At 55.1% G+C, this 18,386-nt stretch carries 19 protein-coding genes; 10 read left to right on the top strand and 9 right to left on the bottom strand.

The window, feature by feature from the left end:
• Window positions 1-25 precede the first annotated feature (25 nt).
• The 6 genes from ACMYSO_RS02600 to ftrA form a co-directional block, all read right to left on the bottom strand.
• Window positions 26-2,149 carry a TonB-dependent siderophore receptor gene (locus tag ACMYSO_RS02600; protein WP_434669124.1) on the bottom strand — a complete coding sequence of 708 codons (2,124 nt, stop codon included), beginning with the start codon at window positions 2,147-2,149 and terminating at the stop codon, window positions 26-28.
• Between the two features lie 994 nt (window positions 2,150-3,143).
• Window positions 3,144-3,422, bottom strand: coding sequence for a hypothetical protein (locus tag ACMYSO_RS02595; RefSeq protein ID WP_434669122.1), 279 nt, complete (start codon window positions 3,420-3,422; stop codon window positions 3,144-3,146).
• 147 nt (window positions 3,423-3,569) lie between these two features.
• On the bottom strand, window positions 3,570-3,953 hold the full coding sequence (locus ACMYSO_RS02590) for a DUF6515 family protein (RefSeq protein ID WP_434669121.1): 384 nt from the start codon (window positions 3,951-3,953) through the stop codon (window positions 3,570-3,572).
• Window positions 3,954-4,365: 412 nt separating this feature from the next.
• Entirely contained in the window at window positions 4,366-4,461 is a 96-nt protein-coding gene (mgtS, locus tag ACMYSO_RS02585) for a protein MgtS (RefSeq protein ID WP_004102377.1), read from the bottom strand.
• Between the two features lie 147 nt (window positions 4,462-4,608).
• Complete coding sequence (locus ACMYSO_RS02580; protein WP_123754423.1) at window positions 4,609-4,824, bottom strand: DUF4177 domain-containing protein; 216 nt, start codon at window positions 4,822-4,824, stop codon at window positions 4,609-4,611.
• A gap of 50 nt (window positions 4,825-4,874) precedes the next feature.
• Window positions 4,875-5,891, bottom strand: coding sequence for a transcriptional regulator FtrA (ftrA, locus tag ACMYSO_RS02575; protein WP_434669120.1), 1,017 nt, complete (start codon window positions 5,889-5,891; stop codon window positions 4,875-4,877).
• A gap of 68 nt (window positions 5,892-5,959) precedes the next feature.
• On the opposite strand from ftrA, the gene ACMYSO_RS02570 reads away from it, so the two are divergent.
• The 7 genes from ACMYSO_RS02570 to urtE all read left to right on the top strand — a co-directional run bounded on the left by ACMYSO_RS02570 (window position 5,960) and on the right by urtE (window position 13,339).
• Entirely contained in the window at window positions 5,960-6,349 is a 390-nt protein-coding gene (locus ACMYSO_RS02570; protein WP_434669119.1) for a rhodanese-like domain-containing protein, read from the top strand.
• Window positions 6,350-6,542: 193 nt separating this feature from the next.
• On the top strand, window positions 6,543-7,646 hold the full coding sequence (locus tag ACMYSO_RS02565; RefSeq protein WP_434669118.1) for a cobalamin-independent methionine synthase II family protein: 1,104 nt from the start codon (window positions 6,543-6,545) through the stop codon (window positions 7,644-7,646).
• Window positions 7,647-7,821: 175 nt separating this feature from the next.
• The gene (urtA, locus tag ACMYSO_RS02560) at window positions 7,822-9,093 is read left to right on the top strand and encodes an urea ABC transporter substrate-binding protein (RefSeq protein WP_434669117.1); all 1,272 of its coding nucleotides are present in this window, start codon (window positions 7,822-7,824) and stop codon (window positions 9,091-9,093) included.
• 102 nt (window positions 9,094-9,195) lie between these two features.
• Complete coding sequence (gene urtB, locus ACMYSO_RS02555) at window positions 9,196-10,761, top strand: urea ABC transporter permease subunit UrtB (protein ID WP_434669116.1); 1,566 nt, start codon at window positions 9,196-9,198, stop codon at window positions 10,759-10,761.
• Complete coding sequence (gene urtC / locus ACMYSO_RS02550) at window positions 10,761-11,834, top strand: urea ABC transporter permease subunit UrtC (RefSeq protein ID WP_434669114.1); 1,074 nt, start codon at window positions 10,761-10,763, stop codon at window positions 11,832-11,834. The genes urtB and urtC overlap by 1 nt, the downstream gene beginning before the upstream one ends.
• Window positions 11,834-12,631: an urea ABC transporter ATP-binding protein UrtD gene (gene urtD, locus ACMYSO_RS02545; RefSeq protein WP_434669113.1), complete on the top strand. Its 798-nt coding sequence runs from the start codon at window positions 11,834-11,836 to the stop codon at window positions 12,629-12,631. Before urtC ends, urtD begins: the two co-directional genes overlap by 1 nt.
• A 9-nt stretch (window positions 12,632-12,640) precedes the next feature.
• Window positions 12,641-13,339, top strand: coding sequence for an urea ABC transporter ATP-binding subunit UrtE (gene urtE, locus ACMYSO_RS02540; RefSeq protein ID WP_434669112.1), 699 nt, complete (start codon window positions 12,641-12,643; stop codon window positions 13,337-13,339).
• 41 nt (window positions 13,340-13,380) lie between these two features.
• On the opposite strand, the gene ACMYSO_RS02535 is transcribed toward urtE, so the two are convergent.
• Both ACMYSO_RS02535 and ydeE read right to left on the bottom strand, forming a co-directional pair.
• The gene (locus tag ACMYSO_RS02535) at window positions 13,381-13,851 is read right to left on the bottom strand and encodes a helix-turn-helix domain-containing protein (protein WP_434669111.1); all 471 of its coding nucleotides are present in this window, start codon (window positions 13,849-13,851) and stop codon (window positions 13,381-13,383) included.
• A gap of 116 nt (window positions 13,852-13,967) precedes the next feature.
• A complete protein-coding gene (gene ydeE, locus ACMYSO_RS02530) occupies window positions 13,968-15,167 on the bottom strand; it encodes an efflux MFS transporter YdeE (RefSeq protein WP_434669110.1) in 1,200 nt (399 codons plus the stop codon).
• 191 nt (window positions 15,168-15,358) lie between these two features.
• Here ydeE and eamA point away from each other — a divergent pair, with 191 nt between their 5' ends.
• From eamA to ACMYSO_RS02515, 3 genes are read left to right on the top strand one after another with little or no spacing between them, the layout of a single operon-like run.
• Window positions 15,359-16,258 carry an O-acetylserine/cysteine exporter gene (eamA, locus tag ACMYSO_RS02525; protein ID WP_434669109.1) on the top strand — a complete coding sequence of 300 codons (900 nt, stop codon included), beginning with the start codon at window positions 15,359-15,361 and terminating at the stop codon, window positions 16,256-16,258.
• A gap of 26 nt (window positions 16,259-16,284) precedes the next feature.
• Window positions 16,285-16,722 carry a GNAT family N-acetyltransferase gene (locus ACMYSO_RS02520; protein WP_434669108.1) on the top strand — a complete coding sequence of 146 codons (438 nt, stop codon included), beginning with the start codon at window positions 16,285-16,287 and terminating at the stop codon, window positions 16,720-16,722.
• Window positions 16,723-16,733: 11 nt separating this feature from the next.
• On the top strand, window positions 16,734-17,210 hold the full coding sequence (locus tag ACMYSO_RS02515) for a GNAT family N-acetyltransferase (RefSeq protein ID WP_434669107.1): 477 nt from the start codon (window positions 16,734-16,736) through the stop codon (window positions 17,208-17,210).
• Between the two features lie 20 nt (window positions 17,211-17,230).
• Here the strand turns inward: ACMYSO_RS02515 and ACMYSO_RS02510 are convergent, their stop codons facing one another.
• Complete coding sequence (locus ACMYSO_RS02510) at window positions 17,231-18,169, bottom strand: LysR family transcriptional regulator (protein ID WP_434669106.1); 939 nt, start codon at window positions 18,167-18,169, stop codon at window positions 17,231-17,233.
• Window positions 18,170-18,386 lie beyond the last annotated feature (217 nt).

Below are 18,386 nucleotides of genomic sequence, written 5' to 3'. Positions count from 1 at the left end.
GTTTAAAATCGCGTCGTCTGTCACCTCAGAACTCAACATTTGCGCTGAGCACCAGATTCCGCGTTTCACCTTCGGCGACGCGTAAATTACCACCGCTTGAGGTATAATAGTGCTTGTTAAACAGGTTGTTAATGTTTAACTGTAGATGCGTTTTTTTACCTAAGAGCTGATTATCCCAGCCAATAAAACTGTCTGCGACCGTGTATGCTGGAAGGGTGAAGCTGTTGTCAGGATCGCCTGCGCGGGTACCGACATAACGAGCGCCGCCGCCAATACGGAAACTTCCCGGTAACAGAGCAATACGTATATTATGGCTTAAATATAACGCTCCGGAATTGCGCGGTGCATTTTGCAGGCGGTTGCCATTATTACCAGAGTCGTTCTTATCGTTAACAATTTCTGCCTGGTCGTAGCTGTAATTCGCACTCATATCCCAGTCCGGATAAATCTCTCCGTTCACTTCTACTTCAACGCCGCTGGATCGGGCTTTATCCACAGCATACGTTTCTCCGTTTAATGATAAGGCAATATTACGTTCATCAATCCGGTACAGCGCGAGGGTGGCGAACAGCGCCGGCGTCATTTGCCACTTACTACCGACTTCATAGGTGGTGCCTTGTTCGGGAGCTTCAACGTTGCCGCTGTCGTCAGGATTAGTGGATGGCGTAAATGATTTACTCATACTGGCGTAAACGGATACGTCAGGTGTCAGCTTATAAATGAGCCCGGTTTGAGGTAAGAATTTATTGCCTTCGTTGCTATAGCTAAGTGTGGCTGGATCGCCCTTTGATTCGCGTTGTTCATAATGCTGATAACGGCCACCGGCCACAGCGGTCCAGCGTGATGTCAGGTCAATGCTGTCTTTGAGATAAACAGAGCGGCTGTGAAGGCGGTTGAGTAGATTACTATCTGCGGTTTTTTCTGTACTGCTGTCGGTGACGGTTTCCAGGCCATAAACCGGATTGCTCAGCGTGAAGTCGGTATTTTTTGTCCCGTTATAAGCGTGAGCTCGATAGGTTTGATTCATTTCGTAATCGGTACCGACGACCAGATTATGCGTCATACCAAATATTACTGGTGTACCCATGGCATCCCACGAAACATATTTTGTTTTGTGGTTAAAACCGCGGAAAGCATCCGGGCGCCGCGTTACAACACCGCTGGTGGCATCAATGGCGGTGGTGGTCACCGTATTGCTGCTGTACTGGCGTTGGTTCAGACCTACGGTGACGCGAGTCGACCAAACGTTGTTGAATTGATAATCCCAGGATGTGTTAAAGGTTTTATTACGTCCCCATGCATGGTTTGAATAATCGTCCAGACGGGTTTTGTAACCAATATTAATCGGTTTGCCATTAATAAATGCTGTACCACGGTCGTACGGAATATCATATTGATAACTGCTATAGCTGATATTAAAGCTGGCTTTATCGCCATACCACTGTAATGACGGTGCGATCAGCGTATGTTTATCGTTGCCGTATCCACGCCAGTAATTCTGCGCTTGTTTTTCGGCAATCAGACGGAAGGCGAAACCGTTACCAAGCGGTCCGGTAACATCGATACTCCCGGCGCCACCTCCGGTGCTATTGTAGTGTCCGCCAATAATCGTGTGCCATTCATATTGCGGCTTCTTACTGACGACATTAATCATCCCTCCGGGGTTCAAAACACCGTATAACAACGAGGATGATCCTTTCAGCACTTCGACATGATCTGTGGTGGCGTCAAGGTTGAGTCCCTGACTACTACGAATGCCATCGCGGAAAATCGAACCGTCGGAGTTCGTTCCAAAACCCCGGCGAACAATACCGTCTTCCGTCTGGCCCAGCGTATTTGCTTGCGCTACGCCGCTGACAAAGCGCATGGCATCGGAGAGGTTACTGGGTTGATAATCATCCAGTTGCTTTTTGGTCACTACGCTAACCGACTGGGCTTCATTTAGTTTGGAGGTGGGGGTTTTACTGGCGACGGAAGAGGTCGAGCTGGAATAGCCGCTGTCAGTTTGTTCTGTTGCAGTCACTGTCATCGTATTATCATCATCAGCGGCATAACTGTTGGCTGAAGAAATTAACGCCCCACTGCATACTACAAGCCATATTTTCCCTCGAGGGTACTTGTAGTGCTGAGCGTTTTTATATTGATTCATTTCTTTTTTCCTGGTCATTAAAACAAGTTATTTCTATGCTTTAGTACAATTCCTCCCGCTTACGATGAGCGGGGAACGTGCGCGTTAGGCCTGAATTTGAGGCAAGGCACGCGTGGTTTTTAATGTAATTGATAATCATTTCAGCATGAAAAAATGTAGTAGTACACCTAAAATAATATCTTCATTATTACTCCTTATTGTAAGCCTTCCTTACAGTAAGGTGCTTGCGAGTCCCGGAGGAATACAGTAACGAGAAAATCAAACCCTAAGGCCGAGGTATTAATGATGTTTTCACTTCATGTTATTGGAAATAATTTTGGTTAAACAAACTCACATAAACGATATTCGTCGCTCCATTTTTGTGATGCGAATCATGGCACTAAAATAGCCTGGGTAATCTCTGTGGCGATATAGTTGTACTAATGTCATGACTATCTCGCAGAGACAGTCCTCTTAAATGAGTCGCGGTTGATGACTGAAATTCGGAATGTTTTAAAAGGTGGGAAGAACGAAAGCAGGCATGTTTACTGATGCCAGCGCTACAATCAGCCATAAAAATGCTGGCCACCTTACGTGACCAGCATTAACTTGAAGAGGGCGTTTTTTAATACTAACCACGCCAACAGGCCTTAACACCTTAACGAAGGTCCGGCCCATGAGAGTACCCACCGCCGGGGCCGCCTGGTCCTCCACCGTGACCTCCCGGAGGGAGAATGCAGCCGGATAGTGACGTCGCTCCGCAGAGCACAAAAACGAAGAAGATTATTTTTTTCATGATGACTCCTGAACTGGGGAGTGTTAATTCAAAAGCATAAATGTGGATATTTTATGGAGAACCCTGTGTTCTCTGTGCCTTCGCACATTAACCAGGATTAATCCAGAATAAAACCGTACCGGAATGCCCCAGAAAGCGGGAGAAACCCCGGTTTTTTTCTGGTGATAGCGGATTCACTCGTGGCTAGAAAATACCATCACTCGCCTGAACATCAGAATGTCACTGCGGTTTGTGGTTCTCTTTGACGACTTTTTTCGCCGGTTGCCTGGCGACGTTCTCTTTGTTTGCCTTCTTTTTCGTGTTTTTTTTCACCACTTTTTGGTGTGAATCTGGTGCAGGTTGTGAAGCCGCCATCGATGTTGCAGAAAACATCAAAAGCGTCGATGTGAAGATAGCTAATGTGAATTTTTTCATAAGTCTGTCCTGATTCAATATCGTCTGGCAGATAAATACTGCCTGAATGGTGAATGCACGCGGTTGAGTAAATACGATTTCCATCAACGGAGCATTAAATAAACGGCGGGATAGGCTACCTGAGAATAATGGCGATAATATGGAGATTGGCGTATGTATTGACAGAAAAAACACTGATGGACCTTGTCCATCAGTGGGGCCTGGGTTATCTCGGGGGGGGGATTTTTAGCTTCAGAGGCCAGACGGCCGTGGAACTTCTATATAGTTCCCATTGATGTCTTTCTGATAATAACTTCCGTCACGCACGTAGTAGCGTTTCCCGTTGTAATCAACGACGTTCAGGCTGGAGTTCACGCCAGATGGCGCCTCAACACGGATATACTCTGTTCCTTGTTTGCGATAGTAGATATCGTTAACAATATAATAGGTCAGCCCGCCGATAATCAATGTCGTTGCCAGGTCCGGCAGTACGCTTAGTCGCGGATGTGGCGCGGGAGTTGGCTGTGGGATGAATCCAGGACCAGGACCTCCCGGACCAGGTCCTGGCGCGGCAAGGGCCAATGAGGGTGAGACAATCAGCATCGTCATCACTAAAGCGTAGAGGCGGTTTTTCATCTGAAAATCTCCTGTAATTTGATGGTTGTCACCATTATCACCTATAAAGAATGGGTGCTTATCAATAGAGGGTTATTATAAATACGATTCCTGGCGGTTACTTCAGCAAAACGTAAATCCCAAAAATCTTCATAATTGGTTGTCGGTTTGAGAATTGAAAAACTATTAGCAACTGGACAATAGCAGTCGCTGATTTGGGGATCAGATTAATCCCGCAGGAAATTGATTCCGGTGAGGAGTGCCGTACGCCAGGCTATTCAGAAAACTATTATTGGTGGCGAGGTCACGGACTGGGGAACACAACAATTTTTTTTCGCGATAAAGATAACACCATGATAAAAAACCAAAAACAGAAAGCCCCCTGGCGCAGTTGCAGCAGGGGGCTTTTACGGGTGGGGATTATCGTCGTTCATCAGTCATCCCATTTGTGGCTTAGATACGCAGCAAGAAATCCGAAGAACAGAATGGTTCCCAGTACTGCCATAAATACATGCATATTTCCCAGCATGATTAACCTCCATCAGTGTGTAGTGTGCGCTAAGTTGTCCTTTTTGAACGTGGTGTACGGTTGTTGAATGAATCATAGCCTGGTTAATCTAAACAAATAATTAACCAGGTATACAATTTCGTGATGAAACAACTTAAGGCGGGACGATCACAGCGGGCGTTCAAGCACGAACAAATAGGCCTCTCGCGACCAGAACAGCCCGGTTCTACGGCGCTCCACTGACATGGTTTTGACCTCCCAGCCCTGCATTGTGAACTCATTGAGGAAGCGGCTCATTTTCTCCGGGTCGGCTTTGGCTTCACCAAAAAACAGACTCCCGAGAATTCCTTCTTTATAGATAACAACACGACACTCTTTTTTCATCAGACAGGCTCCTTGCGCAATCTCATCAATGTGAACGCCATTGTGACCGCTTATGACGATTTTTCCACTGCGGCAACTGAAAATTTCTGACGATAGCGAGAAGGGCTGATGGCGAACTGCTGGCGGAAATGGTGGCGCAAGGTGCTGGCATCGGTAAATCCGCTGAGCCCGGCGATTTCCTCAATGCTCAGGCGGGTTTGGGTAAGATGCTGCTGCGCGCGTAGCAAACGTTCCTCCAGTAGCCAGCGGGCCGGGGTTTTCCCGGTGGCGGCCTGGAAACGGCGCAAAAAGGTGCGCGGACTCATCCCCGCCTGCTGCGCCAGCGACCCGACGGTGTGGCTGGCGGCAAGATGCTGATGCAGAAAATCGAACACCAGCCCCAGCCGCTGGCTTTCTCGCGCCTGGGCTACCGGTCGCACCACCTGCTGCGCCTGCGCGCCGTCGCGATGCGGAGAAACCACCAGCCGTCTCGCCACCGTGTTGGCGGCCTCAATGCCGAAATCTTCACGCACCAGGTGCAGGCACAAATCGATACCGGCGGCGCTGCCGGCGGAGGTCATCACGCCGTCGGCGCCGACATACAGCACATCTGCCACCACATCAATAAGCGGAAAACGCTCGCGCAGGAGCTCAGTATAGCGCCAGTGGGTGGTGGCGCGACGGCCGTTGAGCAGTCCGGCGGCAGCAAGGACAAACACCCCGGAACAGATAGATATAATCCGACATCCTCGGGCATGGGCTGCGGTTAAGGCGTCGCACAGTGCCGCAGGCACCGGGGCATCAACGCCGCGCCAGCCGGGAACCACGATGGTATCTGCCTCGCTGAGCAACGTCATGCCGCCATCGGTCATCAGCCGGATCCCGCCGGTCGCCCGCAGCTCACCATCATCTACCGCGGCCACCGCAAAACGGTACCAGCGTTCGCCCATTTCCGGGCGGGGAAGGCCGAACAGTTCGACGGCAATACCAAACTCAAAGGTACATAAACCATCGTAGGCCAGCGCCACAACCCGATGGCGTGGTGGTGTGGTGGGAGAAGTTGTCAGGATTTCAGCGTTTTCTGTCATCGTTAGCGGCGGACGAGAAGTGGAGAGAGTCAGTAAAGTAGTGGTACCACAGAGAAGGAGAATAAGCCATGAGTGTTGTCACCGCCTTTACCCCAGCCACTTCCAGCGATGCTGTCGCCTGGTTCCGCCACAAACTAAGCCTTGAAACCGACTGCGCGGATGTCCATAGCGCCATGCGTGATGGAGAGGGCGACTTTGTCCTGCTGCATGTCGTCGGCAGCGCTGAAGCCTTTGCCCGCCGCCATCTGCCAGGGGCACTGCATTTACCTCACCGGCAGATCGATGCCGTACGGATGCAGGCCTGGCCGCCAGAGACGCTGTTCGTGGTCTACTGCGCAGGACCGCACTGCAACGGCGCCGATATCGCCGCCCTCAAACTGGCAGAGCTGGGGCGACCGGTAAAAATGATGCTGGGTGGGATCACCGGCTGGCAGGATGAAAGTTTCGCGTTCGCGTAATAGTGCCGACGGCCGGGGGCGTAAGCTCGCCGGCCGCAATATGAATTTAATTCATCTCCCATGAAATATTCTCGTTTGCCGCTGACGGCAGCGCATGCCAGTATTTGGACATATGGCCATCCAGAAGTCTATAAATTCAAATAGTGAACTATCACGGCAGGCAACTAACTCTGCTCACCGCTAAGGAGACACCATGCAACGTCAACAGGCCCCGTTTCGCGCTGATATCGTCGGCAGTTTTTTACGTCCGGACGCCATAAAACATGCCCGTCAGCAGCTTGCCGAAGGCGCCATTGATGCTCAACATCTGCGCCAGGTCGAAAACGAGGCTATCCGTCAGCTGGTGCAACAGCAGTGCGACTGCGGCCTGCATGTGGTGACCGATGGTGAATTCCGCCGCGCCTGGTGGCACTTCGATTTCTTCGACGGTTTACAAGGCGTTGAGCGCTACGATTCCGACAAAGGGATCCAGTTCAATGGTATTCAGACCAAAGCGCACGGCGTTCGCGTCACCGGTAAACTGGCGTTTGGCGATCACCCGATGCTGGAGGATTTCCGTTTTCTGAAAAGCATCAGCGGTGATGCCCAGCCGAAAATGACCATTCCGAGCCCGAGCGTGCTGCACTTCCGCGGTGGGCGTAAAGATATCGACGCCACCGTCTACCCGGATCTCGCCGACTACTTCGACGATCTGGCGACCACCTGGCGTGATGCGATCCGCGCGTTTTATGACGCTGGCTGCCGCTATCTTCAGCTCGACGACACCGTCTGGGCCTATCTGTGCTCTGATGAACAGCGTCAGCAGGTCCGTGAACGCGGCGATAATCCTGACGAGCTGGCGCAGACCTACGCCCGGGTGCTGAATAAGGCCCTGGAAGGTAAGCCGGAGGATTTAACCATTGGTCTGCACGTCTGCCGCGGTAACTTCCGCTCGACCTGGATCTCAGAAGGCGGCTACGAGCCGGTGGCGGAAGTGCTGTTTGGTAGCGTCAATGTCGACGCCTTCTTCCTGGAGTATGACAATGACCGCTCCGGCGATTTTGCGCCGCTGCGCTTTATCCGCCCGGGCAAACAGCAGGTGGTGTTGGGATTAATCACCACCAAGAACGGCGAACTGGAAAACCCGCAAGGGGTGAAAGCCCGCCTTGAAGAAGCCTCCCAGTACGTGTCGTTACAGCAGATTTGCCTTAGCCCACAGTGTGGCTTTGCCTCGACCGAAGAGGGTAACGCGCTGACCGAGTCCCAGCAGTGGGATAAAGTCCGCCTGGTTACCGGGATCGCCGCACAGGTCTGGTAACCGCTCGTCATAGCGCAGCGTTGCACTGTTTTGAAGCAACGCTGCCGCTTTTTTCAATTATCCCCACGCTACATCGCGCTTTCTGATTGCCAGACAACCTGGCACCATTTTTGCCTTATCACTTCCGGTTAGTCGTTAATTCATTTTTTGTCTTTGCGCTATTCAGGAGTGAATCATGCAGCGTCGAACACTATTAAAAGCTTTTGCACTCTCCGCCTCTGTGATCAGCATGGGCTACTCATTCCAGGTTTACGCCGCCGACACCATTAAAGTCGGGATTATGCACTCGCTTTCCGGGACGATGGCGATTTCTGAAACGCCGTTAAAAGACGTGGCGCTGATGGCGATTGACGACATTAACGCCAAAGGCGGGGTACTGGGGAAAAAACTCGAGCCGGTGGTGGTGGATCCTGCCTCAAACTGGCCGCTGTTCGCTGAAAAGGCCCGCCAACTGCTGACTCAGGATAAAGTCGCGGCGGTGTTTGGCTGCTGGACATCGGTATCGCGCAAATCGGTGCTGCCGGTGTTTGAAGAGCTGAACGGCCTGCTGTTCTATCCGGTGCAGTACGAAGGTGAAGAGATGTCGCCGAACGTCTTCTATACCGGCGCGGCGCCGAACCAGCAGGCGATCCCGGCGGTGGAATACCTGCTGAGCGAAGATGGCGGCGGGGCGAAGCGCTTCTTCCTGCTGGGAACGGATTATGTCTATCCGCGCACCACCAACAAAATTCTGCGCGCCTTCCTGCATGGCAAAGGGATTCAGGATAAAGACATCGAAGAGGTCTACACCCCGTTCGGCTACAGCGACTATCAGACCATCGTGGCCAATATTAAGAAATTCTCCGCCGGTGGCAAAACGGCGGTGGTTTCCACCATCAACGGCGACTCCAACGTTCCGTTCTATAAAGAGCTGGCGAACCAGGGTCTGAAGGCCACCGACGTGCCGGTAGTCGCCTTCTCGGTGGGCGAAGAGGAGCTGCGCGGTATCGATACCAAACCGCTGGTGGGGAACCTGGCTGCCTGGAACTACTTTGAATCGGTGGATAACCCGACCAACAAACAGTTTGTCGCCGATTATCGCGCCTATGCCAAAGCCCATAAGCTGCCGAACGCCGACACCGTAGTGACTAACGACCCGATGGAAGCCACCTGGGTTGGGATGCACATGTGGGCACAGGCGGTGACCAAAGCCGGTACGACGGATGTTGATAAGGTGCGGGCGGCGATGGCCGGACAAACCTTTAAAGCGCCATCTGGCTTTACGCTGACCATGGATGCCACCAACCATCACCTGCATAAACCGGTAATGATCGGTGAAATCGAAGCCAACGGCCAGTTCAACGTGGTCTGGCAGACCGAGGAGCCGGTTCGTGCCCAGCCGTGGAGCCCGTGGATCGCCGGTAACGATAAGAAACCCGATCATCCGGTAAAAACCGCCGCTAATTAATCCTGTCTACCCGGGCGACGCCCGGGATATCTCACCGTAGCCCCGGGATGCGCTCGCATGACCGGGGATACCCGTAACGGGTGACAGCACAAGGAGACGATCATGAACGCATGGCGCATGATGAGTTACGGTTTTGCGTTGCTGATAATGCTGCTGCCGTGGCAGACGCAGGCCGCGGAAGCCGACGATTTCGTCGTGGCAACCCGAAGCCAACAGGCGCAGCTCCTGGAGCAGTGGGCCGCCGCGCCTCAGGCACAACGACTGCCGTTGCTGCGGGCGCTAAAGGCGGAAACGCTCACGGTGGATGGCAGCGGCCATGCCTTCAGTCAGCAACAGCCGCTGGGCACCGCACAGACGCCGCAAGGGGCGACAAAACCGGTTCGCCTCACCAACCGCCTGCGTAATCTGGTCGCCGGGGCGCTGGCAACGCACCTGCTGGTTAGTGACAACGTCACAGAAAGGCTCTCCGCCGTCAAAACCCTGCAACGGGAGGCGACGCCGGAAATGGCAGGCCTGCTCGAGCAGCGGATGGCCCAGGAGACTGATGAGGGCGTGAAAGCCCAACTGGAGATTGCGCTGGCCCGGCTGCAGCTGGCCAGCCCCGACAGCGCCCGCCGCCTGGCCGCCGTTGAGCGGCTCGGCCACGCCGTTGACCCGGACACCCAGGCTCTGTTAATTCCCTTTACCGATACTCAGCATGAACCGGACGCCCAGGTCCGCCAGGCCGCTGCTCACAGTCTGAGCCAGATTAAACAGCGCCTGATGCTGGGCGATATTCTTGGGCAGGCCTTTATGGGGTTGTCGCTGGGGTCGGTGCTGCTGCTGGCAGCGTTGGGACTGGCGATCACCTACGGTCTACTGGGCGTTATCAATATGGCCCACGGCGAAATGCTGATGCTCGGCGCCTACAGCTGCTGGCTGGTTCAGCAAGCGCTGGCGCAATTCGCGCCGCAGTGGTTGGCGTTTTATCCGCTGATTGCGCTGCCGGTGGCATTTATGATTACCGGCGGTATCGGGATGGCGCTGGAGCGCACCATTATCCGCCATCTGTATGGCCGGCCGCTGGAGACGTTACTGGCGACATGGGGGATCAGCCTGATGCTGATCCAGTTGGTGCGCATGCTGTTTGGCGCGCAGAACCTCGAAGTGGCAAACCCGGCCTGGCTTTCCGGCGGTCTGCAGGTATTGCCTAATCTGATCCTGCCGTGGAACCGGCTGGCGGTGCTGGGCTTTGTGCTGCTGGTCCTGTTCTTTACCTGGCTCATTCTCAACAAAACCCGTTTAGGCATGAACGTGCGGGCGGTTACGCAGAACCGGGCGATGGCGGCCTGCTGCGGCGTACCGACCGGGCGGGTCGATATGCTGGCATTTGGTCTCGGCTCGGGGATCGCCGGACTGGGCGGGGTGGCGCTGTCGCAGCTTGGTAACGTCGGTCCGGAGCTGGGCCAGGGCTATATCATCGACTCCTTCCTGGTGGTGGTACTTGGTGGCGTGGGCCAGCTGGCAGGCAGCGTGGTGGCGGCCTTTGGCCTGGGTATCTTCAATAAAATTCTTGAACCGCAGCTCGGCGCGGTACTGGGCAAGATCCTGATCCTGGTACTGATTATTCTGTTTATCCAGAAACGTCCGCAGGGACTGTTCGCACTGAAAGGCAGGGTGATTGACTGATGAGCCAACCGATAACACTGACGCTGGCGCGTAAAGCGCCGCGACCTTTGCAGTGGCTCGGGCTGCTGCTGATTCTGGGACTGGTGTGCATGCCGTTTCTGGCGCTGTTGCCCCAGTCGCATCCGCTGGCGGTATCGACCTGGCTGCTGACGCTAACCGGTAAAATCCTCTGCTACGCCATTGTAGCGGTGGCGTTGGATCTGGTGTGGGGCTACGCCGGTATGCTGTCGCTGGGCCACGGCATCTTCTTCGCGCTTGGGGGCTATGCGATGGGGATGTATCTGATGCGCCAGGCGGCAGGTGACGGCCTGCCAGCATTTATGTCGTTTTTGTCATGGAGCGAACTGCCGTGGTTCTGGTGGGGAACGCAACATTTTGCCTGGGCGATGCTGCTGGTGGTGCTGGTGCCGGGCGTGCTGGCGCTGGTGTTCGGCTGGTTCGCCTTCCGCTCGAAAATCAAAGGCGTCTACTTCTCGATCATGACCCAGGCGCTAACCTATGCCGGGATGCTGCTGTTCTTTCGTAACGAAACCGGCTTTGGCGGCAATAACGGCTTTACCGGATTCACCACGCTGCTGGGCTTTTCCGTGACGGCTACCAGCACGCGGGCGGCGCTGTTCCTGGCGACGGTCCTGCTGCTGCTCTTGACGCTATGGATCGGCTATCTGCTGGCGCAGAGCAAATTTGGCCGCATCCTGACCGCGGTGCGCGACGCGGAAAACCGCCTGATGTTCTGCGGCTACGATCCGCGCGGATTTAAGCTGCTGGTATGGACGCTGTCGGCGGTGTTATGCGGGCTGGCGGGGGCGCTGTACGTCCCGCAGGTCGGGATTATCAACCCCAGCGAAATGTCGCCGACCAACTCTATCGAAGCTGCCATTTGGGTGGCGCTGGGCGGACGCGGGACCTTGATCGGCCCGGTGCTGGGCGCCGGACTGGTGAACGGCGCCAAGAGCCTGTTTACCGTGGCCATGCCGGAATACTGGCAGCTGTTCCTCGGTCTGATTTTTATAATCGTGACCCTGTTTTTACCGCGCGGGGTCATTGGCCTGTTGCGTAAAGGAGATCGCTGATGCAGCCAGATGATGGTTTATTTACCCGTCAGCAACCGACGGACCGCTTTCGTGAACAGACCGACCCGGTACTGCAGCTGGAAAAAATTAACGTCAATTTTGATGGTTTCCAGGCACTGACCGACCTCTCTTTGCAGATTGGCGTCGGGGAATTGCGCTGCGTCATCGGGCCAAACGGCGCCGGGAAAACCACCTTAATGGATGTGATCACCGGTAAAACCCGGCCGCAAAGCGGCAAGGCGCTGTACGACCAGTCGATCGATTTGATGAGTCTCGATCCTATCGCGATCGCCCGTCAGGGGATTGGCCGTAAATTTCAGAAACCAACGGTGTTTGAAGCGTTAACCGTTGCGGAAAACCTCGAGCTGGCGCTTAAGGGAGATAAGTCCGTGTGGGCCAGCCTGCGGGCACGGCTCAACGGCGAGCAGGAGGACCGCATCAGCGAAATCCTGCGTCTGCTGCGTCTCGATGCTGAACGCGGGCGCGCGGCGGGGTTGCTCTCCCACGGGCAAAAGCAGTTTCTCGAGATCGGCATGCTGCTGGTCCAGGAGCCGCACCTGCTGCTGCTCGATGAACCCGCGGCCGGGATGACCGATGCTGAAACGGAATATACCGCCGAGCTGTTTCGCACCCTGGCCGGACAACATTCGCTGATGGTGGTGGAGCACGACATGGGGTTTGTCGAAACCATTGCTGACCGGGTGACGGTGCTGCATCAGGGGCAGGTGCTGGCTGAAGGGTCGCTGCGCGAAGTGCAGGACAACGAGCAGGTGATTGAAGTCTATCTCGGACGTTAAGGAGCGCGGATGCTACAGGTTAACCAGTTACATCAATACTATGGCGGCAGTCATATTCTGCGCGGCGTAGACTTTGAGGCCCGTCAGGGCGAGATCACCTGCCTGCTGGGGCGCAATGGCGTAGGCAAAACCACGCTGCTGAAGTGTCTGATGGGGTTGATTCCGGCCCGCAGCGGCGACGTTATCTGGCAGGAAAAACCTATCACCCAGCGCAAGCCGCACCAGCGGGTACAGGCCGGGATTGCCTATGTGCCGCAGGGGCGCGAAATATTTCCCCGTCTGACGGTGGAAGAGAACCTGCTGATGGGGCTGTCGCGCTTTCCCGCCAGGGAGGCCAACCAGGTACCGGAGGAGATTTATCAGCTGTTTCCGGTCCTGAAAACCATGAAGCAGCGGCGCGGCGGCGATCTCTCCGGCGGTCAGCAGCAGCAACTCGCTATCGGGCGCGCGCTGGCCAGCCGCCCGCAGCTGCTGATCCTCGATGAACCCACGGAGGGCATTCAGCCGTCGGTGATCAAAGAGATTGGCGAGGTGATCCGCCAGCTGGCGAACCGTGGCGATATGGCTATCCTGCTGGTGGAGCAGTTTTATGATTTCGCCGCCGCGCTGGCCGATCGCTATCTGGTGATGTCTCGCGGCACGATTATTCAGCAAGGAAATGGTGCGGATATGGAAGCCGAAGGGGTACGCGGCATGGTGACGATTTAACACCATCGGCCCGGGCGGGCCGATGGTTATCTGCACTGCCGTTATTTGCGCAGCAGGCGCTGCAGGCGAGCCTGACGCCAGTTACGGATGAGGCCGCCGAAGACAAACAGGCGTAATCCGCGCACCAGCAGCAGCGTGCCCCAGATCCCAGCGACCCAGGCTGACCAGTAATAGTCCGGGTGAGTAAAGCGGTTTAGCAGCACCAGCAGCACGCACACCACCAGCGCCGTCGACAGCGATCGCAAAAACCGGCTCTCCTGATGCAGGCGTGCTTTTGCGTCTTCAATGCGTTGGTCCAGCGACGTCTCGTTGCCCGCTGGCGCATCACCGGTAATGTCGGCGACGTTGACCTCGAACACCGCGGCCAGGGCGCTGAGGGTTTCGAGCGCCGGACGATCGCCGTTTTCGATGCGCTGAATGGTCCGCACGCTGACGCCGGTGAGTTCGGCTAACTGTTCCTGGGACCAGGCACGCTGCAGACGTAACTGTTTAACCTGATTGCTGCTGTTCATGTTGTCTCTCTCCGGGTGAATACCTGAGATGGAGTCTGTGGCAGGACGCCGCCGGGCACCACGATCTGAACCCGACAGCCACCCGACAGTAACCTGACAGCCGCATGCCACGGGGCTCAGGCGCTGGCGGTTGCGCAGCCGCCGCTGTGCCACGGGCGCGCTTTCATTCCGCGTAATATCATTATCCAGGCGACGATTATCGCCACCATCAACACCACAAACAGCGACCAGTGTGGCATATGGGTCAGGATTGCGCCGGTCACCATCGGGTTAAAGGCCGCTCCCAGCCAGCCCAGCGACTGGGCAGAAAAGTAGCTGGCTTTCATCCCTGGCGGGGCAATGTTATCAATCAACATGTATTCGCCCGGAGCATAGATAATTTCGCCGAGGGTAAACACTGCGGCAGACAGTCCCCACATCAGTAAGCTGCTGTCGGAGAGCATAAAGCCGCCCAGCCCAAGGATGAAACAGACCGTGCCGAAGGTCATCAGCGGGCGGATGTTTCTGGCGCTGAGCCGCCGACCCACGGCGTACTGCAGGGAGACCACCACCGCGGCGTTCACTGGCAGCACCACCGCAACCACTTTTTCGGCAAAACTACTATCGGCAACCACCAGCACATACTGGGAAATACAGGACGCGAAGGAACCGCCAACAAATGAGGCCAGCAGGCCGGAAAAGGTAAACCACAGCAGAGCCCGGTCGCGGAGCAGTACCGACGGCGACCACTGCACCGCGTTATCCTGGGCGACCGCCGCCGTTGTGCGCTGGACGAAAAGCTGAATAAACACCAGCGGTACCGATGCGCAGGCCGCCGCCAGCCAGAATGGCAAGTTGATGCTGTGCATCACCAGCAGCGTGCCGATGGGTGGCCCGACGGTCCAGCCAATGTTGAGAATCGTATAGTTGAGGGAAAAAATCCGCGCTTTCTTCTCCGGCGACAGCATATCGGCAAACCACGCCTTTAGCACGGTGGAGAAGACGGAATAGGCGCAGTTGATCAGAGCGAAGAAGAACACCACCAGCGTCACGCTATTGACCAGCGGAATGGCAATAAAGCCGCCGATAAAAGCCAGTATCGCAATCAGCATGTAGCGCTTTTTATCAAATTTATCCGCCAGAATGCCAAACCCCATGCTGAACACCACGCCGATAGTCAGGGCGATGGAGAGCGCATAGCCAATATTATCCACCGCCAGATGGTACTGGCGGGTGAGGAAAATGGTCATAAAGGGGAGCGTGGCGCCGCGACCGATGGTCAGCAACAGCGAGGACGCCAGCAACGCAATGGTCGAGCGCCTGATGGTCGGTATCATTTTTTTGCCTGATGAAATGTTATTTTTATGTTGTACCCTCAGAAATATCATGCTCTTAATGGCTTGTATAGCCTTGCCAGGTGTCAGTAGATGCTTTCCGACCCTGCCAAAAATAATGATCTATCCGCCGGGGCGGTTTTTCGGTACTTTGATTTAGTTCACAAAAATTTACATAACAACAGAGGCAGGGTATGACACGTAAAGACGGGCTGCTGGCACTGCTGGTGGTCGTGGTATGGGGGCTTAATTTCGTCGTGATTAAGCTCGGTCTTCATAATATGCCGCCACTGATGCTGGCCGGGCTGCGGTTTTTACTGGTGGCTTTTCCGGCGCTGCTGTTTGTCGCCCGACCGAAAATTCCGCTGCGCTTGCTGCTGGGCTATGGGCTGACCATCAGCTTCGGCCAGTTTGCCTTTTTATTCTGCGCCATCTCTTTAGGTATGCCTGCCGGGCTGGCGTCGCTGGTCCTGCAGGCGCAGGCGTTCTTCACCATTATTCTCGGCGTCTTTGCCTTTGGCGAACGGCTGCAGGGTAAGCAGATGGCGGGGATTGCGCTGGCCATTTTCGGCGTGCTGGTGCTGGTTGAGGCGAGCCTCGGCGGCCAGCATGTGCCGGCGATTGGCTTTATGCTGACCCTGGCCGCCGCGCTGAGTTGGGCCACGGGCAATATCTTTAATAAGAAGATCATGTCCCATACCGAGAAACCGCAGATTATGTCGCTGGTGGTGTGGAGCGCCTTGATTCCTGTCCTGCCGTTTATGCTGGCGTCATGGTTTATTGATGGTCCGCAGGTGATGGCCGACAGTCTGCGCCACCTCGATATGCTGACCGTCTTTTCCCTGCTGTATCTGGCGTTTATTGCCACCATCGTCGGTTACGGTATCTGGGGTTCCCTCCTCGGGCGCTATGAAACCTGGCGCGTGGCGCCGCTGTCGCTGCTGGTGCCGGTGGTCGGGATGGCCAGCGCCGCGCTGCTGCTTGGTGAAACCCTGAACGGGTTGCAGATGATGGGGGCGGTGTTGATCATGGGCGGGCTGTATATCAACGTGTTTGGTCTGCGGGTGCGTCGGGCTGGCGCGGTGCCGAGATAAGTACACTTTTTAAAAGGATAGAGGCGATGCACGGTTCGCTGGCGGCGTTCAGTCTTGAGGTGTGTGAAAATCCTGATGCGGCGCAGCTGTTGCCCATCGAAAAAGGACTGAATGAATTCAATGATATGATGACGGGAATGGGCGATCGCAAGCCGCTGTCGGTGCTGGTCACCTCAACCCAGACCGGGCAGGTTGTCGGCGGGATGCAGGGGCGTACTTCGCTGGGCCTGCTGTTCATCGATCTGTTTTATCTTCCTCCGGCTCTGCGCGGCATGGGCGTCGGCAGCGGCATTCTTCACCGCTTTGAAGAAGAAGGGCGCAAGCGCGGTTGTAGCGCGGGGTTTCTCTATACCATCAGTTTTCAGGCACCTGATTTTTACAAAAAGCACGGCTGGGAAGAGTTTGGTCGGATCGACTGTCAACCCAAAGGCACCAGCCGGATTTTCATGAAAAAATCACTTTAAAAGGAATTTCAATGATTACGCTCAGACCGATGCGCGAGGATGAATATCCGGGGTATCTGGATTACTTTATTACTGATTACGCGCGAGAAATTACCACCAACTACCGACTGTCGGCTGATGAGTCACAGGCCAGAGCAAAGCAGGCTATCGCCGACGATCTTCCTGAGGGCGTCAATACCCCTGGCCAGGTCCTGCTGTGTTTAATGACCCGTCAGGATAACACCGACAGGGTGGTGGGTTACCTGTGGTACAAACCCGATGCCGCCCGGCGTAGTGTCTTCATCTATGATTTTCACATCTTCAACGCCTGCCAGGGCCGGGGGCTGGGTAAGCTGGCCTTACAGGTGTTTGAAGATGCAATGCGGGAACAGGGATTTGAGCAGATCGGGCTTCGCGTCGCGGGTGACAATGCGCGAGCCCGACACGTTTATGAGGCCACCGGTTTTCATGTCACCGGCATCAACATGAGCAAACGTCTGCAAGGGTAACCCAAAGCAGATAGCCTCTGCTACGACGGGGGACTGTTCTCGCTGTCAATCTCTTCTTTCAGCACTTCAATCAGTTCTTTTAGCCCCTGGGGGACACGGCGGTGACCTGGATAGTACAGGTACATCGGTTGTTCTACCGGGGCCCATTCCGGTAGCACGATTTGGAGGCTGCCGTCACGAAGGTAGTCGCGTACCCGGTCTTCAAGGCAATAGGCGATGCCTGCATCGGATAGCGCGAGTTCAATAGCTAACGCTGTTTCGCTGACACAAAGCGCGCCCCGGACATCGACGACGCGATAATCGTCTCCTTGACGAAACTCCCATTTGTAGATGATGCCCTGTCCTGTGCGCAACTGGATACACTCATGCAGGCGAAGATCCTCCGGTACGAAGGGCAGGGTATGATGATAAAGATAACGGGGGGAGGCGACCGCCACCCATCGCAATGGGTTCCCCAGACGCACTGCGACCAGATCCTCCGGCACGGTTCCACCAAAACGGATCCCGGCATCAAAACCCTCTGCGACAATATCGACCATCCTGTCATCGACGTTGATTTCCAACGCCATCTCTGGGTATTTGCTGATAAAACGGGGGAGATGGCGTGCCAAAATCAGCCGCGCGCTGTCGCTCAGCACGTTGAGCCTGAGCTTCCCTACCGGGCGATCTCGCATGCGGTTGATTTCTTCAAGGGCGTCACCGATCTCTTTGAATCCTGTTTCAAGGCGCCTCGCGAGGTTGGCCCCTGCTTCGGTGGGCGATACGGTACGGCTGGTTCTGTTTAGCAACCTGACCCCAAGGCGCATCTCCAGATTGCGAAGGGTATGGCTCAGCGCGGAGGTGGTGATCCCGAGTTCGATAGCGGCTTTCGTAAAACTGCGCCTTTTCTCGATGATCAGAAAGGCATTTAATTCAGCAAGGTCGCTGCGGGTCAACGAAGTTGTCAGTCTGGGAGGCATACAGGAGAACCATTGATTTTAATTCAACGCATTGTCCAGGGACGTTGCACGGAATCAAGCGAACGAGATGTTAAGTTTAGATTCATTCAACAAAGCGTTGCAAGCCGTCAGTATTGCGTGTGTTAAACGCTGATCATCTTTTCCTGGAGGCCTTCACGTGTTTCATCTCTGGACCTTCTACCAGCGCGGTATGTGCTGTTCCGGTGAAATTACCCTG

Source organism: Klebsiella sp. B345, from assembly GCF_051131735.1.
In the GTDB taxonomy this organism is placed as follows: Bacteria; Pseudomonadota; Gammaproteobacteria; order Enterobacterales; family Enterobacteriaceae; genus Klebsiella.
The sequence above is the reverse complement of the archived record's forward strand: the minus strand, read 5'-3'. Positions and strand labels throughout refer to the sequence as shown.

Bases quoted from the DNA above. Each gene is read 5' to 3' on its own strand.
- urtD (WP_434669113.1), top strand. From the start codon at position 11,834: ATGCAGCCAGATGATGGTTTATTTACCCGTCAGCAACCGACGGACCGC.
- urtA (WP_434669117.1), top strand. From the start codon at position 7,822: ATGCAGCGTCGAACACTATTAAAAGCTTTTGCACTCTCCGCCTCTGTG.
- eamA (WP_434669109.1), top strand. From the start codon at position 15,359: ATGACACGTAAAGACGGGCTGCTGGCACTGCTGGTGGTCGTGGTATGG.
- ACMYSO_RS02520 (WP_434669108.1), top strand. From the start codon at position 16,285: ATGCACGGTTCGCTGGCGGCGTTCAGTCTTGAGGTGTGTGAAAATCCT.
- urtB (WP_434669116.1), top strand. From the start codon at position 9,196: ATGAACGCATGGCGCATGATGAGTTACGGTTTTGCGTTGCTGATAATG.
- ACMYSO_RS02600 (WP_434669124.1), bottom strand. From the start codon at position 2,149: ATGAATCAATATAAAAACGCTCAGCACTACAAGTACCCTCGAGGGAAA.
- urtE (WP_434669112.1), top strand. From the start codon at position 12,641: ATGCTACAGGTTAACCAGTTACATCAATACTATGGCGGCAGTCATATT.
- ACMYSO_RS02595 (WP_434669122.1), bottom strand. From the start codon at position 3,422: ATGGAAATCGTATTTACTCAACCGCGTGCATTCACCATTCAGGCAGTA.
- ACMYSO_RS02515 (WP_434669107.1), top strand. From the start codon at position 16,734: ATGATTACGCTCAGACCGATGCGCGAGGATGAATATCCGGGGTATCTG.
- ftrA (WP_434669120.1), bottom strand. From the start codon at position 5,891: ATGACAGAAAACGCTGAAATCCTGACAACTTCTCCCACCACACCACCA.
- ACMYSO_RS02580 (WP_123754423.1), bottom strand. From the start codon at position 4,824: ATGAAAAAAGAGTGTCGTGTTGTTATCTATAAAGAAGGAATTCTCGGG.
- ACMYSO_RS02570 (WP_434669119.1), top strand. From the start codon at position 5,960: ATGAGTGTTGTCACCGCCTTTACCCCAGCCACTTCCAGCGATGCTGTC.
- ydeE (WP_434669110.1), bottom strand. From the start codon at position 15,167: ATGATACCGACCATCAGGCGCTCGACCATTGCGTTGCTGGCGTCCTCG.
- urtC (WP_434669114.1), top strand. From the start codon at position 10,761: ATGAGCCAACCGATAACACTGACGCTGGCGCGTAAAGCGCCGCGACCT.
- ACMYSO_RS02590 (WP_434669121.1), bottom strand. From the start codon at position 3,953: ATGAAAAACCGCCTCTACGCTTTAGTGATGACGATGCTGATTGTCTCA.
- ACMYSO_RS02510 (WP_434669106.1), bottom strand. From the start codon at position 18,169: ATGCCTCCCAGACTGACAACTTCGTTGACCCGCAGCGACCTTGCTGAA.
- ACMYSO_RS02535 (WP_434669111.1), bottom strand. From the start codon at position 13,851: ATGAACAGCAGCAATCAGGTTAAACAGTTACGTCTGCAGCGTGCCTGG.
- ACMYSO_RS02565 (WP_434669118.1), top strand. From the start codon at position 6,543: ATGCAACGTCAACAGGCCCCGTTTCGCGCTGATATCGTCGGCAGTTTT.
- mgtS (WP_004102377.1), bottom strand. From the start codon at position 4,461: ATGCTGGGAAATATGCATGTATTTATGGCAGTACTGGGAACCATTCTG.